The sequence below is a fragment of the Nonomuraea typhae genome, assembly GCF_009760925.1.
Lineage (GTDB): Bacteria > Actinomycetota > Actinomycetes > Streptosporangiales > Streptosporangiaceae > Nonomuraea > Nonomuraea typhae.
Genome location: NZ_VRLV01000007.1, coordinates 401,633 through 419,868, shown reverse-complemented (window position 1 = coordinate 419,868; position 18,236 = coordinate 401,633). Strand labels below are relative to the sequence as shown.

At 71.6% G+C, this 18,236-nt stretch carries 18 protein-coding genes; 7 read left to right on the top strand and 11 right to left on the bottom strand.

The genetic code is table 11. From position 1 onward, the window contains the following. Positions 1-55 precede the first annotated feature (55 nt). The 3 genes from hutI to FVE25_RS27880 are packed head-to-tail and all read right to left on the bottom strand — an operon-like array spanning position 56 to position 3,656. Positions 56-1,189, bottom strand: a complete 1,134-nt coding sequence (gene hutI, locus FVE25_RS27890; protein ID WP_157250033.1) for an imidazolonepropionase — start codon at positions 1,187-1,189, stop codon at positions 56-58. After that, positions 1,186-2,511 carry a formimidoylglutamate deiminase gene (locus tag FVE25_RS27885; protein WP_157250032.1) on the bottom strand — a complete coding sequence of 442 codons (1,326 nt, stop codon included), beginning with the start codon at positions 2,509-2,511 and terminating at the stop codon, positions 1,186-1,188. Before FVE25_RS27885 ends, hutI begins: the two co-directional genes overlap by 4 nt. Further along, positions 2,502-3,656, bottom strand: a complete 1,155-nt coding sequence (locus FVE25_RS27880; RefSeq protein WP_157250031.1) for an allantoate amidohydrolase — start codon at positions 3,654-3,656, stop codon at positions 2,502-2,504. The genes FVE25_RS27885 and FVE25_RS27880 overlap by 10 nt, the downstream gene beginning before the upstream one ends. Before the next feature lie 17 nt (positions 3,657-3,673). Here FVE25_RS27880 and FVE25_RS27875 point away from each other — a divergent pair, with 17 nt between their 5' ends. Beyond that, complete coding sequence (locus FVE25_RS27875; protein WP_343046162.1) at positions 3,674-4,141, top strand: type II toxin-antitoxin system VapC family toxin; 468 nt, start codon at positions 3,674-3,676, stop codon at positions 4,139-4,141. On the opposite strand, the gene FVE25_RS27870 is transcribed toward FVE25_RS27875, so the two are convergent. Beyond that, positions 4,142-4,822 (bottom strand): SDR family oxidoreductase, encoded by a 681-nt coding sequence (locus tag FVE25_RS27870; protein ID WP_157250030.1) that lies wholly within the window; start codon positions 4,820-4,822, stop codon positions 4,142-4,144. A gap of 54 nt (positions 4,823-4,876) precedes the next feature. Here FVE25_RS27870 and FVE25_RS27865 point away from each other — a divergent pair, with 54 nt between their 5' ends. From FVE25_RS27865 to FVE25_RS27855, 3 genes are read left to right on the top strand one after another with little or no spacing between them, the layout of a single operon-like run. Then, positions 4,877-5,407: a PadR family transcriptional regulator gene (locus tag FVE25_RS27865; RefSeq protein WP_157250029.1), complete on the top strand. Its 531-nt coding sequence runs from the start codon at positions 4,877-4,879 to the stop codon at positions 5,405-5,407. An 8-nt stretch (positions 5,408-5,415) separates the two neighbouring features. After that, positions 5,416-6,369 carry an ABC transporter ATP-binding protein gene (locus tag FVE25_RS27860; protein WP_219825663.1) on the top strand — a complete coding sequence of 318 codons (954 nt, stop codon included), beginning with the start codon at positions 5,416-5,418 and terminating at the stop codon, positions 6,367-6,369. Then, on the top strand, positions 6,366-7,115 hold the full coding sequence (locus FVE25_RS27855) for an ABC transporter permease (protein ID WP_157250028.1): 750 nt from the start codon (positions 6,366-6,368) through the stop codon (positions 7,113-7,115). Before FVE25_RS27860 ends, FVE25_RS27855 begins: the two co-directional genes overlap by 4 nt. On the opposite strand, the gene FVE25_RS27850 is transcribed toward FVE25_RS27855, so the two are convergent. The 3 genes from FVE25_RS27850 to FVE25_RS27840 form a co-directional block, all read right to left on the bottom strand. Then, on the bottom strand, positions 7,095-7,916 hold the full coding sequence (locus tag FVE25_RS27850; RefSeq protein WP_246267533.1) for a MurR/RpiR family transcriptional regulator: 822 nt from the start codon (positions 7,914-7,916) through the stop codon (positions 7,095-7,097). The two genes, FVE25_RS27855 and FVE25_RS27850, sit on opposite strands and share 21 nt — an antisense overlap. Positions 7,917-7,978: 62 nt before the next feature. After that, positions 7,979-9,628 carry a urocanate hydratase gene (hutU, locus tag FVE25_RS27845; RefSeq protein ID WP_157250026.1) on the bottom strand — a complete coding sequence of 550 codons (1,650 nt, stop codon included), beginning with the start codon at positions 9,626-9,628 and terminating at the stop codon, positions 7,979-7,981. 60 nt (positions 9,629-9,688) lie between these two features. After that, a complete protein-coding gene (locus FVE25_RS27840) occupies positions 9,689-11,422 on the bottom strand; it encodes an ABC transporter ATP-binding protein (RefSeq protein ID WP_157250025.1) in 1,734 nt (577 codons plus the stop codon). Between the two features lie 190 nt (positions 11,423-11,612). On the opposite strand from FVE25_RS27840, the gene FVE25_RS27835 reads away from it, so the two are divergent. The 3 genes from FVE25_RS27835 (at position 11,613) to FVE25_RS27825 (ending at position 15,772) form a co-directional block, all read left to right on the top strand. Then, positions 11,613-12,992: a DUF4331 domain-containing protein gene (locus FVE25_RS27835; protein WP_157250024.1), complete on the top strand. Its 1,380-nt coding sequence runs from the start codon at positions 11,613-11,615 to the stop codon at positions 12,990-12,992. Positions 12,993-13,145: 153 nt separating this feature from the next. Next, the gene (locus FVE25_RS27830; RefSeq protein WP_157250023.1) at positions 13,146-14,354 is read left to right on the top strand and encodes a tetratricopeptide repeat protein; all 1,209 of its coding nucleotides are present in this window, start codon (positions 13,146-13,148) and stop codon (positions 14,352-14,354) included. After that, positions 14,351-15,772, top strand: coding sequence for an urease accessory protein UreH domain-containing protein (locus tag FVE25_RS27825; protein ID WP_157250022.1), 1,422 nt, complete (start codon positions 14,351-14,353; stop codon positions 15,770-15,772). Before FVE25_RS27830 ends, FVE25_RS27825 begins: the two co-directional genes overlap by 4 nt. Here FVE25_RS27825 and FVE25_RS27820 read toward each other — a convergent pair. The 4 genes from FVE25_RS27820 to FVE25_RS27805 form a co-directional block, all read right to left on the bottom strand. Beyond that, positions 15,769-16,431 carry a nucleotidyl transferase AbiEii/AbiGii toxin family protein gene (locus FVE25_RS27820; protein ID WP_246267531.1) on the bottom strand — a complete coding sequence of 221 codons (663 nt, stop codon included), beginning with the start codon at positions 16,429-16,431 and terminating at the stop codon, positions 15,769-15,771. The two genes, FVE25_RS27825 and FVE25_RS27820, sit on opposite strands and share 4 nt — an antisense overlap. 29 nt (positions 16,432-16,460) lie before the next feature. Next, entirely contained in the window at positions 16,461-16,784 is a 324-nt protein-coding gene (locus FVE25_RS27815; RefSeq protein WP_157250021.1) for a hypothetical protein, read from the bottom strand. Between the two features lie 3 nt (positions 16,785-16,787). Beyond that, a complete protein-coding gene (locus FVE25_RS27810; RefSeq protein ID WP_157250020.1) occupies positions 16,788-17,543 on the bottom strand; it encodes a hypothetical protein in 756 nt (251 codons plus the stop codon). A 66-nt stretch (positions 17,544-17,609) separates the two neighbouring features. Next, on the bottom strand, positions 17,610-18,236 hold the full coding sequence (locus FVE25_RS27805) for a SurA N-terminal domain-containing protein (protein WP_157250019.1): 627 nt from the start codon (positions 18,234-18,236) through the stop codon (positions 17,610-17,612).

The following is an 18,236-nucleotide window of genomic DNA, read 5'->3' as shown; positions in this document are numbered from 1 at the left end:
GAAGCAAAGATTCCCTCAACAGATACGCCGCTGGGATGGTTCTGGATGTCCTCCTTCAGGAGGAGACGCGTGTAACCAAAGGTACGCCCGGGCGGTATGCGAGGTGCACGTACGACGGCGCGTCGAGCACCACGTAGTCGGCCCGTGACCCAGGGCGAAGAACGCCGACGTCGTCGCGCCGCAACGCCCTGGCGCCGCCGTACGTCGCGGCCCTGACGGCCTCCAGCGGGGTCATCCGCATCTCGCGCACGGCCAGCGCGATGCAGAACGGCATCGAGGAGGTGAACGAGGAGCCCGGATTGCAGTCGGTCGCGATGGCCACGGTCGCGCCGGCGTCGATGAGGCGGCGCGCGTCCGGGTAGGGCGAGCGCGTGGAGAACTCCGCCCCAGGGAGGAGAGTGGCCACGGTGCCGGATGAGGCCAGCGCGTCCACGTCGGCGTCCGACAGGTGCGTGCAGTGGTCGGCGGAGGCGGCGCCGAGTTCCACGGCGATCCGCACGCCGGGGCCCTCGGTCAGCTGGTTGGCGTGCACGCGCGGCTGCAGCCCCGCCTTGATGCCGGCCTGAAGGATCTCGCGCGTCTGGTCGCCGTCGAAGGCGCCGCGCTCGCAGAAGACGTCCACCCATTTGGCGTACGGCGCGCAGGCCGCGAGCATCTCGCCGGTCACGAGGCGCACGTAGTCGTCGGCGTCGGTCCCGGCGGGGACCACGTGGGCGCCCAGATAGGTGGTGTCGTCCACGAGGCCGGAGGCGATCTCCAGGGAGCGTCGCTCGTCCTCCACGGTCAGGCCGTAGCCGCTCTTGATCTCCACGGTGGTCGTGCCCTGGCGGCGCATCTCCGCGATCAGCGCGGCGGCGCGGGTGGCCAGCTCGGCGTCCCCCGCGGCCCGGGTGGCCGCGACGGTGGTGCGGATGCCGCCCGCGGTGTACGGCTGGCCGGACATGCGGGCGTCGAACTCGGGGGTGCGGTCACCGGCGAAGACGAGGTGGGCGTGGCTGTCCACGAACCCGGGGATGACGCAGCGCCCGCCGGCGTCCTCGCGCTCGTCGGCGTCCGGGGCCTCGGCCGCGGGGCCGGTCCAGACGACCCGGCCGTCCTCGACGACCATGGCGGCGTGCTCGATCTCCTCCGCGCCCGCAGGGTCGCCGGTGTACAGGAGGCCGATCCCGTCAATCAGCTTGGCCGTCACCGCAGGGCTCCAATCGCCTGAGTCAGCATTTCACCGACATTTCCCGAAATATGGTGACCGTCGGTCACCACCCGGCGGCCCGAGGAGACCACCGTGTGCACATCCGCCGCCGTCGCCGCGTAGACCACCGCCTCGGCTCCCGTGGCGCCGGCCGTACGGACCGAATCCAGGCGGACCGCGACGAGGTCGGCCCACGCGCCGGGGGCGATCACCCCCGCGTCCGGGAAGCCCAGCGAGGCGTGACCGGCGTCCGTCGCGGCCGACAGCAGCTCGGCGGCGCGCCAGTGGCCGCGCTTCTCGCTGGCCAGGCGCTCGTTCAGCTCGACCGCCCGCGCCTCCTCGAACAGGTCGATCACCGCGTGGCTGTCGGAGCCGAGCGTGATCGGCGCGCCGTGCTCGAAGAGCGTCCTGGCCGGGCCGATGCCGTCGGCCAGGTCGCGCTCGGTGGTCGGGCACATGCACACGTGCGTGGCCGAGCGCCCGAGCACCTCGACGTCCACGTCGGTCAGGTGGGTGGCGTGCACCGCGGTCGAACGCGGGCCCAGCGCGCCGTGCTCGTGCAGCACCTGCACCGGCGTGGCGGCGTACCGCTCGACGCAGGCGGCGTTCTCCTTCTGCTGCTCGGAGACGTGCATGTGCAGCGGCGCGGTGTGCTTGTGCGCGAACTCCGCGATGACCGGCATCTGCTCCGGCGGCACCGCGCGCACCGAGTGAATGGCCGCGCCGGTCACCACGTCGGCCTGCCCGGCGTAGGAGGCCGCCAGTTCCTCCGCCCGAAGCGCCCACCGCACGGCGTCGCCGTCCCCGAACCTGACCTGCGCGCCCTCGAGCGGCGTGCCGATGCCACCGGTCAGATAGCAGGTGTCCAGCAGCGCGATGCGCACCCCCGCCTCGCGCGCCGCCTGCACCAGGGCGTGCCCCATCGCGTTGGGATCGGTGTACGGCCGGCCTCCCGGCGCGTGGTGCAGGTAGTGGAACTCGCCCACACCCGTGATCCCGGCCATCGCCATCTCGGCGTAGACCGCGCGCGCCAGGGTCAGATAGGAGTCGGGGTCCAGCCGGGCGGCCGTCTCGTACATCTGCTCGCGCCAGGTCCAGAAGTCACCCCTGCCGGCCTGGGTGGCCCCCCGCAACGCCCGGTGAAAGGCGTGGGAGTGCGCGTTGGCCAGCCCCGGCACGGTGATGCCCGGCAGCCGCTCCGCACCGGGCGGCGGCGGTCCCTGGGTGACCGCGGCGATCCGCTCGCCGTCCACCTCGACGATCACGTTCTCGGCCGGCCCGCCCGGCAGCCACGCCTGCTCACACCAGTAGGTCAGCAGCACAGGTCCTCCAGAACGCGAGCCAGCGCCTCGACACCCGCGGCGCAGTCGTCCTCTTCGGCGTGCTCGGCCGGCGAGTGGGAAACGCCGGTCGGATTCCGCACGAACACCATCGCGGAAGGCACTCCCGCCGACGCCAGGATCCCCGCGTCGTGCCCGGCCCCGGTCGCCAGCACCGGCACTCCCCCGGCCGCACCGGCCACCCGGTCCCTGAGCCCGGCCTCGAAGTCGACCACCGGAGTCCACGACTCCTCGCCGACCTCCTCACCCGCGCCCAGCTCGGCCACCAGCGCACGCACCGCGTCCTCACCGGGCCCGCGCGCATCCAGCCAGCCGGACACCAGCCCCGGGATCGCATTGGCGTTGTTCGGCGACACCCGGACCTTCCCGAAGGTCGCCACCACCCCGTGCCGGACGGCCGCCTCCCGCGCCGCCAGCACCTTGTCGGCGAACGCCAGCATCGGATCGACGCGATCCTCCAGCCGCGTGGTCCCCGCGTGGTTGGCCTGCCCGCGGAAATCGAACCGCCACCGCCCGTGCGGCCAGATGGCGCTCGCCACACCGACCGCCGACCCGAGCTCCACCAGCCCCCGCCCCTGCTCGACGTGCAGCTCGACGAACGTCCCGACGTGCGCCAGCGTCTCGTCGTCCCGCCCCAGCAGGTACGGCTTGCGCCCGGCCGAGGCCAGCACCTCCTCCAGGGTGCGCCCGTCGTCGTCGGTCAGCCCTCGGGCACGCTCGGGATCGAGCACGCCGGTCAGCAGGCGCGACCCCATGCACGGCACCCCGAACCGCGCGCCTTCCTCGTCGGTGAAGCACGCCACCCCGAGCGGCCTGCCGGGCTCGAACCCCTGCTCACGAAGCCGGTCCAGCGCCAGGAAGGCCGACACCACACCCAGCGGCCCGTCGAACGCGCCGCCCTGCCGTACCGAGTCGAGATGGCTGCCCGTGACCACCCCGGGCGTGCGGGACGGGTCACCCCACCAGGCCCAGAGGTTCCCGTTGCGATCCTCACGCAGCCCGAGCCCCCGTCGCTCCGCCTCCCCGGCGAACCATTCCCGCAACTCCAGGTCAGCAGCCGACCAGGCGTCACGGACGTAGCCGTTGGTCGCGGGGTCACGCCCGATGTGCGCAAGTTCTCCAAGCATGAGGGCCACTCTAGTGAATGAACCCATTCACCGGACAGGCGATGGGCCCGAGGAGATGCTGGCATACATTAGCTCCGATCGTCGTCGACGCTGGACCTTTGTACGCGTATGTGGACGCCGACGACAAGCATCACGCCGCATGCGCCACCCTCCTCGAGTCGCATCCAGGACCGTTCATCGTCCCTGCCCTGGTCGTCGCCGAGGCCGCCTACCTCATCGCCGTCCGGCTCGGACCCGACGCGGAGGTGAGGTTCCTGGGCGACTTCGCCAACGGCGCATTTGCCGTCCAGCCGATTCACCCATCGGATTGGTTGCGCATGGCCGACCTCGTCTCAACTTACCGGGACCTGCCGCTCGGCACAGCCGACGCATCGGTCCTGGCCTGCGCCGAGCGCCTCAGGATTACCGACATCGCGACCACAGACCGTCGGCACTTCACCGTCGTCCGCCCCCGTCACACCCGGGCGCTCAACCTGCTGCCCTGATCAGGTGACCGGGCCGCCCCGAGGGCGGAGGGTGAGGTCGGTGAGGTGGGCGTCGGGGCCGGCGTGGATGGCGGCGGTGATGGCGCGGGCCACCGACTCGGCGGCCAGGTATTTGTCCGGCTCGAAGGGGCCGCCTTCGCTCGCGCGGACCCCGCGTTGCATGTCGGTGGCGATGCGGCCCGGGTAGACCGTGGTGACGCGGAGGGCGGGCTCCTCCTGGCGCAGGGCGTCGGCGAAGGCGCGCAGGGCGAACTTGCTGGCCGCGTAGGACGCCCAGCCGGGGTTGGCGCGCAGGCCGGAGCCGGAGTTCACGCAGATCACGTGGCCTGAGGCGGCGCGCAGGGCGGGCAGGAGCCGGCGGGTGAGTTCGGCCACGGCCACGACGTTGATCTCGTAGGTGCGGCGCCAGACGTCGGCCGGGGTGCCGGCGATGGTGCCGAGTTCCGCGATGCCCGCGCTGTGCACGAGGACGTCGAGGCGGTCCAGGGCGGGGGGCTCCGTCGGCTCGGTCAGGTCCGCCGGCCAGGTTTCGGCTTCCGGCAGGCCGGCCGCGACCCCGGCCAGCGCCGCCGCGTCGCGGCCGCCCAGGATCAGGCGGTGGGTCGGCGCCAGGGCCCGCGCCAGGGCCGCACCGACGCCGCGGGAGGCGCCTGTGACCAGCGCGATCGGTCGTTCACTCATGCGGTCACAGTAGTCCCGCTTGACACATACTCAAATTTGAACTCAAACTTGAGCATGTCTTCGACCCGCGTCCTCATCCTCGGCACCCTGCTCGACGGCCCGCTGAACGGTTACCAAGTTCGGCGGCAACTGGAGATGATGGGCGCGGACACGTGGGCCAATGTGGCCTATGGGTCGATCTACCACGGTCTGTCGAAAATGGCCGACGAGGGCCTGCTGGACGTGGTGGAGAGCGGCAAGGGCGGCAAGGTCGTCTACGCGCTCAACGACGACGGCCGCTTCGAGTTCCACCGGCTGCTCATGACGTTCTGGTTCGACATCAAGCCCATCGTGGACCCGTTCCAGGTGGCGATGACGTTCATGGACCGGCTCGCCAAGGCCGACCTGCTCAGCGCGCTCCGTGCCCGCCAGGAGCAGCTCAAGAACTCCATATCGATGATGGAGCGGGCCATCGGCTCCAAGCAGAGGTACGGCGTGCCCCGGCACATCGACGAGAACCTCAAGCTCAGCACGGGCATGCTCCAGGCCCAGCTCGCCTGGTGCCAGGAGGCCCTGAAGAAGGTGGAAGACGACGATCTTCCCTGAGGAGAAAAGTGATCATCGAAGCCACTGACTTAAGAAAGACCTTCACCACACGAAGCCGCAAGGGCCCGCAGACCGTCGAAGCGGTCAGAGGCGTGGACCTCGCGGTGAAGAAGGGCGAGATCTTCGGGGTGCTCGGCCCCAACGGGGCAGGCAAGACGACGACGATCAGGATGCTGGCCACGCTGATCGTGCCCGACTCCGGTCACGCGGTCGTCGCCGGCCACGACCTGCTCAAGGACCCCGCCGGCGTCCGGCGCAACCTGGGGTACGTCTCCCAGGCCGGCGGGGTGGAGGAATGGCGGACACCCCGGGCCCAGGTCGTCTTCGCGGCCAAGATCTACGGCGTCGACGCCCCCGGCCAGGCGGCCGAGGAGGTTCTGCGCCGGTTCGACCTGCTGGAGCTGGCCGATCGGCCGGGCCGTACCCTGTCGGGCGGGCAGAAGCGGCGGGTGGCCATCGCGCTCGGCCTGGTGCACGCGCCCCCGCTGATCTTCCTGGACGAGCCCACCACCGGCCTCGACCCCCAGAACCGGGCCAACCTGTGGGACCGCATCAGGGAACTGCGCGAGCAGGGCACCAGCGTGCTGCTCAGCACCCACTACCTCGACGAGGCCGACGCCCTGTGCGACCGGCTGGCGATCGTGGACCACGGCGTGGTCGTGGCCGAGGGGACGCCGTCCGACCTCAAGCGCGAGGTCTCCGGCGACGTCGTCACCCTGCGCCTGGACGAGCCGGGCCGGGCGGCCGAGACCCTGGGCTCGCTGGCCCGCGGCGTCCGCGTCGACGACGATGTGCTCCGCGTCTATCTGGACGACGGCGAGCACATGCTGCCCTCCCTGCTCAGAAGGCTCGAGGAGGAACGCCTGGACCTGCGCTCGATCGCGCTGGACCGCTCGACGCTGGACGACGTCTTCCTGGCCAAGACCGGGCGCTCGCTCAGGGACACGGGGGCCGCCGCATGATCCGCGACGTCTCGCTGTTCTTCTCCTACGAGGTCAGGAACACCCTGCGCAACCCGATCTGGCCGTTGTTCGGCATCGCGCAGCCGGTGATGTATCTGCTGTTGTTCGGCCCGCTGTTCGCCGGCACCCGCTTCGACGGCCGCCTGGGCGAGGCCCTGACCAGTTTCGCCCCCGGCATGCTGGTGATCACCGCCCTGTTCGGCACCATGAGCGTCGCCTACGGCACGATCTACGAACTGCGCAGCGGCGTGCTGGAGCGGATCGCGGTCAGCCCGGTCAGGCGCCCGGCGATCGTCCTCGGCCGGATGCTGCGCGACGTGCTCGTGCTGATCATCCAGTCGAGCATCGTCATGCTCATGGCGGTGGTCATGGGGATGCGGGTGAGCCCCGCCGGCCTGCTGCTCACGCTGGCCCTGCTGGCCGTCACCGGCCTGTTCTCCGCCGGCGTGGCCTACGGCCTGGCGCTGAGCCTGCGCGACGAGAACGCCATGGGGCAGATCATGCAGTTCTTCGCGCTGCCGCTGATGTTGCTGTCGGGCGCGCTGCTGCCGATGGCCTTCGGCCCTTCCTGGCTGGAGAGGGTCGCCTGGTTCACGCCCTTCTACCACCCGGTGGAGGCGGGCCGCGCCCTGTTCGCGGGCCACTTCACCGACCTGTCGGTGCCGCTGGCCTTCGCCATTATGGCGGCGCTGGCCGCCCTCACCGTCACCTGGTCGGTGCGGTCGCTACGGCGTCTGGCCGGCTGAGAACGTGCCCGTCTCCTCGGTCATCTTCTCGTACTCCTCCAGCCGCGCCTGCGTGCGCAGCGGCGCCGCGTCGGCCATGGCCTCGACCAGGGCCATGGCCAGCGCGAGCGGCGCGGCGTGGGAGTCGAAGACCAGCCGCTCCCCGACCGGGGCGTCGAGCACGACCTCGGCGGGGAACCCGGGCCGGTCGGTGATGACCGCCGTGCGCAGCCCGGCCTTCTCCGCATATTCCAGGGCCTGTACGGCTTCCGCCGGATACCTGGGCAGCACCACGCCCAGCACCCACCCGGCACCCGCCCGGCGCGCGGCGTGCAGCCCGTCGATCAGCTCGGAGCCGCCGTGCACCAGCAGCCGCACGTCGGGATGGATGCGCCGGGCGTAGTAGGCGAAGGTCGTGGCCAGCCCGGAGGAGACCCGCAACCCCAGCACCGGCAGCGGCTCGGTGGCGGCCAGCGCCTCGCCCAGCTCCTTGATCGGCAGGCTGCCGAGGCGCTCGCGGACCATGGTGAGGTTGCGGATCTCGTCGTCGATCGCGGTACGCAGCAGGGTGTCCTCCTGCGACCTCCCGCCGCCCAGCACCAGGGGCCGCAACGCCTGCCTGAGCTCCGGATACCCGGCGAACCCGAGCACCATCGCGAACCGGGTCACCGACGGCTGGCTGACCCCGGCCCGCTCGGCCAGTTCGACGCTGGACAGGAAGATCGCATCGTCGAGGTGCTCGGACAGGTAGAGGGCGATCCGCCGTTGCACAGGCGACAGGCGCCGCCCGTCGAGCAGCGCCTCCAGCCCGGAATGCCTCACTCCACCTCCAACCCCATCCGTCCCGGATCTCATCCCGCGTATCCCAGCATGTGGACCGGAGTTCAGGACTCCCGCATCGGGATGCGCACGCCCCGCTCCTGGGCCACGGCCGCCGCCTCGTCGTATCCGGCGTCCACGTGCCGCATCACGCCGGTGCCCGGGTCGTTGGTGAGCACGCGGCTGACCTTCTCGCGGGCCAGCGCGGTGCCGTCGGCGACGGTGACCTGCCCGGCGTGGATGGAGCGGCCGATCCCGACGCCGCCGCCGTGGTGGATCGAGACCCAGGCCGCGCCGGAGGCGGTGTTGAGCATGGCGTTGAGCAGCGGCCAGTCGGCGATGGCGTCCGAGCCGTCCGCCATGGCCTCGGTCTCGCGGTACGGCGAGGCCACCGAGCCGCTGTCGAGATGGTCACGCCCGATGACGATGGGCGCCTCCAGCTCCCCGCTGGCCACCATGTCGTTGAACCGTTCGCCGGCCAGGTTCCGCTCGCCGTACCCGAGCCAGCAGATGCGCGCGGGCAGGCCCTGGAAGTGGACCTTCTCCCCGGCCGTGCGGATCCAGCGGGCCAGCGCCTCGTTCTCGGGGAACAGCTCCAGGATGGCCTTGTCGGTCTTGTGGATGTCGGCGGGCGAGCCGGACAGCGCCGCCCAGCGGAAGGGGCCCTTGCCCTCGCAGAACAGCGGCCGGATGTAGGCGGGCACGAAGCCGGGGAAGTCGAAGGCCCTGCCGTACCCGGCGAGCTGGGCCTCGCCGCGGATGGAGTTGCCGTAGTCGAAGACCTCGGCGCCGGCGTCCTTGAAGCCGACCATGGCCTCGACGTGCGTGGCCATGGACTGGCGGGCGCGGTCGGTGAAGCCGGCGGGGTCCTTGTCGCGGGCGGCGGCCATGTCCTCGAAGGCGATGCCGACCGGCAGGTACATCAGGGGGTCGTGGGCGGAGGTCTGGTCGGTGACGATGTCGATCTCGGCGCCGCGGGCCAGCAGGTCGGGTACGGCTTCCGCGGCGTTGGCGACGACGCCGATGGACAGCGGGCGGCGCTCGTCGCGGGCCTGGTAGGCCAGGCGCAGGGCCTCGTCCAGGGAGTCGGCCTTGACGTCGAGGTAGCGGTGCTCGATTCTGCGGTCGACGGAGCGGGGGTCGCAGTCGATGCAGATGGCGACGCCGCCGTTCATGGTGACGGCCAGCGGCTGGGCGCCGCCCATGCCGCCGAGCCCGGCCGTCAGCGTGATCGTCCCGGCGAGCGTGCCGCCGAAGCGCTTGGCGGCGACGGCGGCGAACGTCTCGTAGGTGCCCTGGAGGATGCCCTGGGTGCCGATGTAGATCCAGGAACCGGCGGTCATCTGGCCGTACATCGTCAGCCCCGCGGCCTCCAGGCGGCGGAACTCCTCCCAGTTGGCCCAGTCGGGCACCAGGTTGGAGTTGGCGATGAGCACCCGGGGCGCCCACTCGTGCGTGCGGAACACGCCGACCGGACGCCCGGACTGCACCAGCAGCGTCTCGTCGCCGTCGAGCGTGGTGAGCGTGCGGACCATGGCGTCGAACGAGGGCCAGTCGCGGGCGGCCCGGCCGGAGCCGCCGTAGACGACGAGCTGCTCGGGGTGTTCGGCGACCTCCGGGTCCAGATTGTTCTGGAGCATCCGGAGCGCCGCCTCCTGCGGCCACCCCTTGGCGGTGAGCGTGCTACCCCTCGGCGCGCGGACAACCCGGCTCATGAAGACTCCTCTGAATGAACATATTCACCTATGTCACTCGAAGAGTACAGCTCGGACCGGCTAGCTCACCAGGAACTGGGTGGCGGCCAGTTCGCGGTAGAGCTCGTCGGCGCCGACGAGCTCGTCATGTGTGCCGACCGCGCGCACCTCGCCCGCCTCCATCACCACGATCCTGTCGGCGTTGGTGACGGTGGAGAGGCGGTGCGCGATGACCAGCACGGTCGTCTCCGTGGCCACCTCGGCGATGACCTCGCGCAGGCGCAGCTCGTTGACCGCGTCCAGCTGCGAGGTGGCCTCGTCGAGCAGCAGCAGCCGGGGCTTGCGCAGCAGCGCGCGGGCGATCGCCACCCGCTGCCGCTCGCCGCCGGACAGCAGCACGCCGCGGTGCCCGACCGCGGTCTCCAGGCCCTCGGGGAGCCGGGAGACGAGGTCGTCGAGGCGGGTACGGCGGATGGCCCGCCACAGTTCCTCCTCGGAGGCGTCCTGGGCGGCGAACAGCAGGTTCTCCCGCAGGGTGCCGGCCAGCACCGGGGCGTCCTGCTCGACGTAGCCGAGCGCGGCGCGCAGGTCGCCGAGCGGCCAGTCGCGGATCTCCCGGCCACCGACCGTGATCGTCCCGCCCTGGTGGTCGTAGAAGCGCTCCAGCAGCGCGAAGACCGTGGACTTGCCGGCGCCCGAGGGTCCCACGAGCGCGGTCAGGCCGCCCGGCGGGACCTCGAAGGTGACGTCCTTGTGCACCGTCTCGCGGTCCTCGCCGTACTGGAAGACCACGCTCTCGAAGCTCACCCCGACCGGCTCGCCCCGCTGTTCGGTCAACGGGGTGTCGGGCTCGCCGGGCAGGTCCTCGATCTCCCGGATGCGCTTGAGCGCGGCCAGGCCGTTCTGCAGTTGCACGGCGCCCTCGACCAGTTGCCCGATCGGCGCGACCAGGTAGAACAGGTAGAGCAGGAAGGCGATCAGCGAGGAGACCTCCAACGCGCCCGAGGCCACGCGGGCGCCGCCGACGGCGAGCACGCACAGGAAGGCGATCTGCACCGTCATCCACGTCGCCACGCCCGCCAGCGAGGTCCACCCGGCCACCTGCAGGCCGCGATCGCGCGCCCGCCGCGCGGCCTCGCCGACGACCTCCACCTCACGGCCCTCCGCGCCGCTGGCCTTGACCGTGCGGTACGCCTGCAGCGCCCGGTCAAGCACGGCGCCCATCTCGCCGACTGCCTCCTGCGCCTGGTGCTGGGCCCGCTGGATCTTCGGCATGATCAGTGCGACCAGGCCGCCGATGACCACCACGACCAGCAGCGTGACCAGCAGCAGGATGCCGTCCATGGCGGCCATCATCACGATGGCGCCGACGAGCATGAAGACCGAGCCGATGGAGTCGACGATGCCGTTGGTGAGCACCGAGCGCAGCAGCGTCGTGTCACCGGTCACCCGCGACAGCAGGTCGCCGGGCTTGAGCCGGTCCACGTCGGCCACGCGCAGCCGCAGCAGGCGGTCGACGAGCCTGCGCCGCGCGCCGAGGACGATGCCCTCGCCGGTGCGCTCCATGAGGTAGCTGCCGCCGGCGGAGACGACCGCGCCGACGACGACGGCCACGGTCAGCCCGATCAGCGGCGCGGCCATGGACTGCTTGGCGCCGAAGGCGTCCACCACGTATTTGGCCAGCAGCGGCATGGCCAGGCCCGCCGCCGAGCCGACCAGGCTGAGCACGCCGCCCAGCACCAGGATCCACCGATGCGGGCGGAGGTACCCGATCAGCACCCGCATCGGTGCCTTTCCCCCAGCGTCGTCGTCCATCTTTCCCCTTCCAGATATTTCCGATTCGTCCAACGATCCAGCGGCGACAATCCGCACCCGTCAACCTAAATTGACGACCTAAGTATGTCAACTTTCATTGACTTCTCATCCCCGGGGAGTAGTCGCGCGAATAGGCCGTCGAGGAACCCGGCCGGAACCTCGACCAGGACCGACTCTGAAAGGACCGAACATGGAGCTCCGGATCAACCGGCGCGCCCTTGTCGGGCTAGGCGTAGCGGCGGCGTTGACCGCTTCCTCGTTCGCCGTGCTCCGTACCGAACCCGGCATGACGTCCTCGCACCGCGAGGCCCCGGCCATCTCGGGCGACCCGCGTAACGACAACACCGACGTCTACGCGTTCGTCAGCCCGGACAAGCCCGACACCGTGACCCTGCTGTCCAACTGGATCCCCTTCGAGGAGCCCCAGGGCGGCCCGAACTTCTACACGTTCGACACCAGGTCGCGATACAACATCAAGATCGACAACGACGGTGACGCCAAGCCGGACATCGTCTACCAGTGGACCTTCCGCGACGACGACAAGCGCGGCAACACCACCTTCCTCTACAACAACGGGCCCGTCACCTCCCTCGACGACCCGAACCTCCTCTACCGCCAGCGCTACACGCTCAAGCGGATCACCCCCGGCGGCAGCCGTACCCTCGTCGCCAACGGCATCGCCGCGCCGAGCAACGTCGGCCCCGCCTCGATGCCCGACTACGGCACGCTGCGCTCGCAGGCCATCACCGGCCTGCCCGGCGGCGGCAAGACCTTCGCCGGCCAGTCCGACGAGGCGTTCTTCCTCGCGCTGGAGGTCTTCGACCTGCTCTACGGCCGCGACCTGTCCAAGGTCGGCAACGACACCCTCAGGGGCTACAACGTCCACACGCTGGGTCTCCAGATCCCGGCCGCGGACCTGGCGCTCAAGGGTGACGCCAAGCGCAACCCGGTCGTCGGCGTCTGGTCCACCACGGACAAGCAGACGCCGGGCGGCGGCTGGGCCCAGGTGTCGCGGCTCGGCAACCCGCTGGTCAACGAGCTCGTTCCGGGCGCCGGGATGAAGGACGCCTTCAACGCCCTGCCCCCGGAGAAGGACGCCGACGTGGCCGGCCTCGTCAAGCGGGTCACCGACCCCGAGCTCGCCAGGCTCCTGGAGTCCTTCTACGGGATCAAGGCGCCGGCCACGCCCCGCAACGACCTGGTCCAGATCTTCCTCACCGGCATCGCCAAGGGCAACGGCCCGATCATGGCCGACCTGAACTCGCAGACCCTCAACAAGGACGCCGGCAAGCTGCGTCCCGCCGAGATGCTGCGGCTCAACATGTCCATCCCGCCCACCAAGGACCCGAACCGGCTCGGCGTGCTCGCCGGCGACCTCCAGGGCTTCCCGAACGGGCGCCGCCTGTCCGACGACGTCGTGGACATCGAACTGCAGGCCATTGCCGGAGCCGCCGTCTCCGGCAAGCTCATCCCGGCCCTGACCGACAAGGTCGACAAGAACGACAAGACGTTCGGCGCCACGTTCCCGTACATCCCGTTGCCCAGCAACGTCGCGGTGAACACGCGCTGACCTTCCCGGCCGGTCGCTCTCCGCTCTCCGGGGGCGGCCGGTCCTTCCCGGCGGGCGCGGCCTCCCGAGCGCTCGCCGTACGACCGGCTGGCCGCCCACCCCGTCGCGGCCAGCCGGTCCCAGCTTGGACCTCCTCGAACGGAGCCGCTCGTCATGCGTTGGATCGTCGCGCTCGCCCTGGCCGGAGCCCTGGCCCTGACCGGCTACGCGGTGTTCGCCCCGCCCGCCCCCGCCCCCGAGCCGGCCGCCGCGCCCGTCAGGGAGACGCTGCAGGCCCGCCTGGCCAGGGTGCCCGGCGACTACCACGCGTGGGCCCAGCTCGGCATGACCTACATCGACCAGGCCCGCGTCACCGGCGACCCCGCCTACTACCCGAAGGCCGAGGGCGCCCTGGCCACGGCCACCCGGCTCGCGCCCGCCGACGACGCCGTCCTCACCGGCCGCGCCGCCCTGGCCGCCGGCCGCCACGAGTTCAAGCAGGCGGTACGGCTGGCCGAGCAGGCCATCACCGCCAACCCGTACGGCGCCACCGCCTACGGCATCCTGGCCGACGCCCGCACCCAACTGGGCGAGCTGGCAGCGGCGGGCAAGGCCGTGGACAAGATGCTCAGCCTGCGCCCGGGCGTCCCTTCCCTGACCCGCGCCTCCTACGCCGCCGAACTGACCGGTGACCACGCGGGGGCGGTTCGCCTCATGACCACCGCCCACGCCGAGGCGTTCCTGCCCGCCGACCTCGCCTACACCCGCTACTACCTGGGCGAACTGGCCCTGCGCTCCGGCGACCTGACCGGGGCGGAGTCGTGGTACCGGAGGTCCCGCGAGGCGATGCCCGCCTACGTGCCCGCGATGGCGGGCAGCGCCCGGGTCGCCGCCCTGTCCGGCCGCCTCCAGGAGGCGCTGGACCTGTACCAGAGCGTGGTGAACCGGCTGCCGCTCCCCCAATACCTCCTGGAACAGGGCGAGACCCGCATCAAGGCCGGGATGCCCGCCGACTGGACGCTCCTGCGGGCCCAGCGGCACCTCTACGCCGAGGCCGGGGTCCGCGACGACCTCACCTGGGCCGAGTTCGAAGCCGATCACGGCTCACCCGAGGCCGCCGTCCGCTTCGCCCGGGCCGAGTACGGCCGCAACCCCAACCCGGTCGCCGCCGACGCCCTCGCCTGGGCCCTGCACCGGGCCGGGCGGTCGCGCGAGGCACTGCCGTACGCGAAGGAGGCGACCGCCACCGGCTGGCGCAACGCCATCTTGTTCCACCACCGCGCCGAGGTCGAACGCGCTCTCGGCCGGCGTCCGACCTCGACGGCCGGGCGGCTCAACCCGGCCTTCGACCCCGAGCTTCCCGCCCTTGCGAGGTTCTCATGACACTGCGCCGGATCCTGGCGGTGCTGGCCGTCGCGCTCTGCTCCCTTCCGGGCCTCCTTCTGATCGCCCGGCCCGCCGCGGCCGCCGCGGCCCACCCGCTGGGGAACTTCACCGTGAACCACTACAACGGGCTGCGGGTCCACCCCGACCGGGTGGAGAACACGGCCGTGGTCGACCTGGCCGAGCTGCCCACCCTCCAGGCCGGTGCGCCGGTGGACGCCGCCGCGCGGTGCGCGGCGCTGGCCGCCGCCCAGCGGCTGGCCGTCAGGGGTACGGCGGCGCCGTGGTCGGTGACGTCCGCGTCGTTCGCCTTCCAACCGGGGCAGGGCGGGCTGCGGACCAGCCGGTTGACGTGTGAGCTGCGCTTCAGCGGCGACATTTCCGGAAAAATCGCTTTTGAGGATGGTTTTGAGCAGGAGCGGATCGGCTGGCGGGAGATCACCGCCATCGGGCAGGGGGTCGCCCTGACCGGCTCGACCGCGCCGGCGGCCAGCATCAGCGACGAACTGCGCGCCTACCCGGAGGACCTGCTCAGCAACCCCCTCAACCAGCGCACCGCCGCCTTCACCGCCACCCCGGGATCCGCCGGCCCGATCGCCGCCTCGCCCGCGCTGGGCGGCGCCCCGGCCGGCGGCCCGATCGGCGAGGCCCTGGCCTTCCTGGACCGGACCTTCACCGACCTGATCGGCACCGACGACCTCACGCTTCCGGTGGGCCTGCTGGCGCTCGCCCTGGCCGTGGTCCTCGGCGCCGGGCACGCGCTCATCCCGGGCCACGGCAAGACCATCATGGCCGCCTACCTGGCCGGCCGCCGCGGCCGCCCGCGCGACGCCCTCACCGTCGGCGCCACGGTGACGGCCACGCACACGGCCGCCGTCCTCGTGGTGGGGCTGGTGCTGAGCGGATTCACCGCGCTGGCCGGCGAATCCCTGCTCGCGTGGCTGGGCGTGGCCAGCGGCCTGCTGATCGCGGCCATCGGCGTCCGCCTGCTCACCACCGCCCGAACCTCGGCCCGCACCCAGAGCCACGGACATGGCCACGGGCATGGCCACGGCCACGGGCATGGGCACGGGCACGAGCGTGAGGAGGGTTCCCACCGAGGGGGTCTGGTGGGATTGGGGGTGGCCGGAGGGCTGGTGCCGAGCCCGTCGGCGTTGATCGTGCTCCTGGGCGCGATCGGGCTGGGCCGTACCTGGTTCGGGGTCGCGCTCGTGGCCGCCTACGGCCTGGGCATGGCCGCCACCCTCACCGCCACCGGCCTGCTCCTGGTCAAGCTGGCCGACCGCCTGGAACGCCGGGCGGCGGCGGGACGCAGGCTCGCGGCCCGGCTGTCCGGCCTGGCGCCGCTGGGCACCGCCGCGATGGTGGTCCTCCTGGGCGCCGGCCTGGCCCTGCGGTCGGCGGCGGGCGTGCTTTAGTCCACCGGCGGCAGATCGGGGACGTCGAGATCGATGTCCCCTTCGTCGGCCCGGCGCAGCTTGATGTCCTCCACCCACGCGTAGGCGAACCGCCGGATCTCTCGCACGCGCTCCTCGGTGATGCCATAGGCGATGAAATCCTGATCATCCATGGCGTCGACGAACTCGAGGCGCATGAGCAGCTCGGTGACCGAGAACTCGTCGTTGTGCAGGCGGGCCAGCCGCTCAAGCTGCCTGAATCCGTAGAGGTGGGATACCGCGGCCACGTCGATGACGTCTCGGGGCAGGCTTCTCTCGTGCAGGGCGCGCAGTTTGAGGCCGATGGCGTCGTCCAGCCCCACGACCCGGATCTGGCCACAGGTGACCGCCGGAACCTGGAGCGCCTCCCGAAGCAGGTCGAATGCGCAGGAGTCCCCTGTCAGCGGCTCGGTCACCAGCAGGCGCCCCATCCGTGGGGTCAGCTCGACGACACGCGTCTCCAGGCCGGCGGACTGGAAGGCGTCGGCGACCGCGTAGGCCACGTCCTGCAGGGGGATTTCGGCGGCGGTCGCGAAGTCGAGATCCATGCTCGGCCGGTCGGTGAACCCGTGGGCCCGCATCGCGTAACCGCCCGCGAGCACCAGCCCGTACCGCTCGCACACGGGTTGAACGGCGTCCACGAGCCTCTCCTGGAACGCGGGAAACCGGATCAACCGTGCTCCCCGAGCAGCATGTGTTTGTTCTCCCAGGCCCGCCGATAATGCGGCCCCAGCCCCCTGCGCAGCGTGGGCCAGTCGGCTGCGAGCGTGGCGGCGTTGAGGTAGGCCACGGCGTCGGCCCAGCCGCCACTCGTGATCACCGTGCGGTACAGCGACATCCGCAGCCGCGGGTTCGCCAGGTCGAACTCCCGCAGCCCCGACCACGCCAGATGCAGCGGCAGCGCCACCGTGCCCTCGGCCGGGCCGCGCAGGTCGTCGAGGGAGTCGGGAACCCGGTCCTCGATCCCCTCCCAGCGGGACGGCAGCGTGCTCATGGGTCAAGTATGCCCGCGCCGCTTGCGCGTGGAAGGCAGGTCGTGGCGGCCGGAGACGAACTCCTGGAAGGCGATCTTGGCCCGGATCACCGGGCGCCGCCAGCGTTCCTCGCGGTGGATGGCCCTGGCCAGCTTGCGCGGGTTGCGCCCGGCGAAGAACCAGTGCGCCCACGGGGAGCCCGGCCTGGCCAGCCGTACCGCGCTCACCACTAGCAGGAACGGCACGAACAGCCCCACGAGCCCGGTCCAGATCTTGCCCTTGAGCAGGGTGACGACGGCCAGCACCAGGTTGAGGACGATGACCAGCGAGCTGTCCACCAGGCCGCCGAAGTCCACGACCAGGGGTTTCAGGCCGATCAGCAGCAGCCCGGTCACGGCGACCGCGACGAAGACGGCGTCGACCGAGGTGCGGCCCTCCTCCTCCCAGTACACGTCGTGCAGGTGGAGGATGAGCGCGAACTCGTCCAGGACCAGCGCGGACCCCACGCCGAACACGGAGGCCGCGACCGCGAACCACGCCTGCGACGCCGCCCCCACGATCAGCCCGGTCACCCCGCCGATCAGCATGAGGACGACGCCGAACACCACGTGGTGGATGTGCATCTCGCCCACGCTGACGTTGCGGAACCAGCCGATCTTGGCCCGGATGAGGCGCACGTTGATGCGCGTGCAGACGAAGGCGCCGATGAGCGCGACGAAGAAACAGAACAGCGGCAGCCGCCCCGCCCCCACAATGCTGTGCTCGAACCAGTAGCTCATGACCTGAAACCGATGGTACGAGCAGTTCACCCCTTGTGTGGCCGCGGCCGGTCACGATCGTGCGGTTTACGGCGGCGCCTGGCCGACCTCGGCGGCCCTGACCCGCCGGTCCAGTTCCAGGGTGATCTCGCGCTCGGCCAGCGACAGCCGTACCCGCTGCTCGGCCGCGGCGAAGGACGGCGTCTCACCCGAGGCCCGCTCCACCAGCTCCGCATAGTGCGCGCGGACCCGCTCGGCGGGCAGGTCGAGCCGGTCGGCCAGCGCCTTCCTGAGCTCCGCCGCCCGCAGCCCGGCGAAGGTGTGGACGTCGTAGGACGGAACCCCGGGCAGCGGACGGCCTGAGGCGCGGGCCTGCTCGCGGCGGCGGTTCTCGGCGGCCAGGTCCGCGGCGAACGCCGCCTCACCCACGTCCTCGATCAGCCCCTCCTCACGCGCCCACAACCGCAGCACCTTCTCGCGTACGGCCAGCGCCAGCCCTTCGGCTCTCAGCCGGTCGGCCGGGATGGCGCCGCCGTTGGCCGCGGCCACCCCGGCGCGGGCGGTGTTCATGGCCCGCTCCAGCTCGGCCCGCACGATCGGCGCCCCGTTCACGGTCGCCACCACCTCCCGGCCGGTCCCGGGGTCGGCGGCGCAGGCGGTGAGGAAGGCGGCCAGGCCCAGCGCCGCGATCCCGCACACCATGCGCATCCTCAC

Bases quoted from the DNA above. Each gene is read 5' to 3' on its own strand.
- FVE25_RS27855 (WP_157250028.1), top strand. From the start codon at position 6,366: ATGATCCGCGACGTCTCGCTGTTCTTCTCCTACGAGGTCAGGAACACC.
- FVE25_RS27825 (WP_157250022.1), top strand. From the start codon at position 14,351: ATGACACTGCGCCGGATCCTGGCGGTGCTGGCCGTCGCGCTCTGCTCC.
- FVE25_RS27835 (WP_157250024.1), top strand. From the start codon at position 11,613: ATGGAGCTCCGGATCAACCGGCGCGCCCTTGTCGGGCTAGGCGTAGCG.
- FVE25_RS27865 (WP_157250029.1), top strand. From the start codon at position 4,877: ATGTCTTCGACCCGCGTCCTCATCCTCGGCACCCTGCTCGACGGCCCG.
- FVE25_RS27810 (WP_157250020.1), bottom strand. From the start codon at position 17,543: ATGAGCTACTGGTTCGAGCACAGCATTGTGGGGGCGGGGCGGCTGCCG.
- FVE25_RS27830 (WP_157250023.1), top strand. From the start codon at position 13,146: ATGCGTTGGATCGTCGCGCTCGCCCTGGCCGGAGCCCTGGCCCTGACC.
- FVE25_RS27875 (WP_343046162.1), top strand. From the start codon at position 3,674: ATGAACCCATTCACCGGACAGGCGATGGGCCCGAGGAGATGCTGGCAT.
- FVE25_RS27840 (WP_157250025.1), bottom strand. From the start codon at position 11,422: ATGGACGACGACGCTGGGGGAAAGGCACCGATGCGGGTGCTGATCGGG.
- FVE25_RS27815 (WP_157250021.1), bottom strand. From the start codon at position 16,784: ATGAGCACGCTGCCGTCCCGCTGGGAGGGGATCGAGGACCGGGTTCCC.
- FVE25_RS27870 (WP_157250030.1), bottom strand. From the start codon at position 4,822: ATGAGTGAACGACCGATCGCGCTGGTCACAGGCGCCTCCCGCGGCGTC.
- FVE25_RS27880 (WP_157250031.1), bottom strand. From the start codon at position 3,656: ATGCTTGGAGAACTTGCGCACATCGGGCGTGACCCCGCGACCAACGGC.
- hutU (WP_157250026.1), bottom strand. From the start codon at position 9,628: ATGAGCCGGGTTGTCCGCGCGCCGAGGGGTAGCACGCTCACCGCCAAG.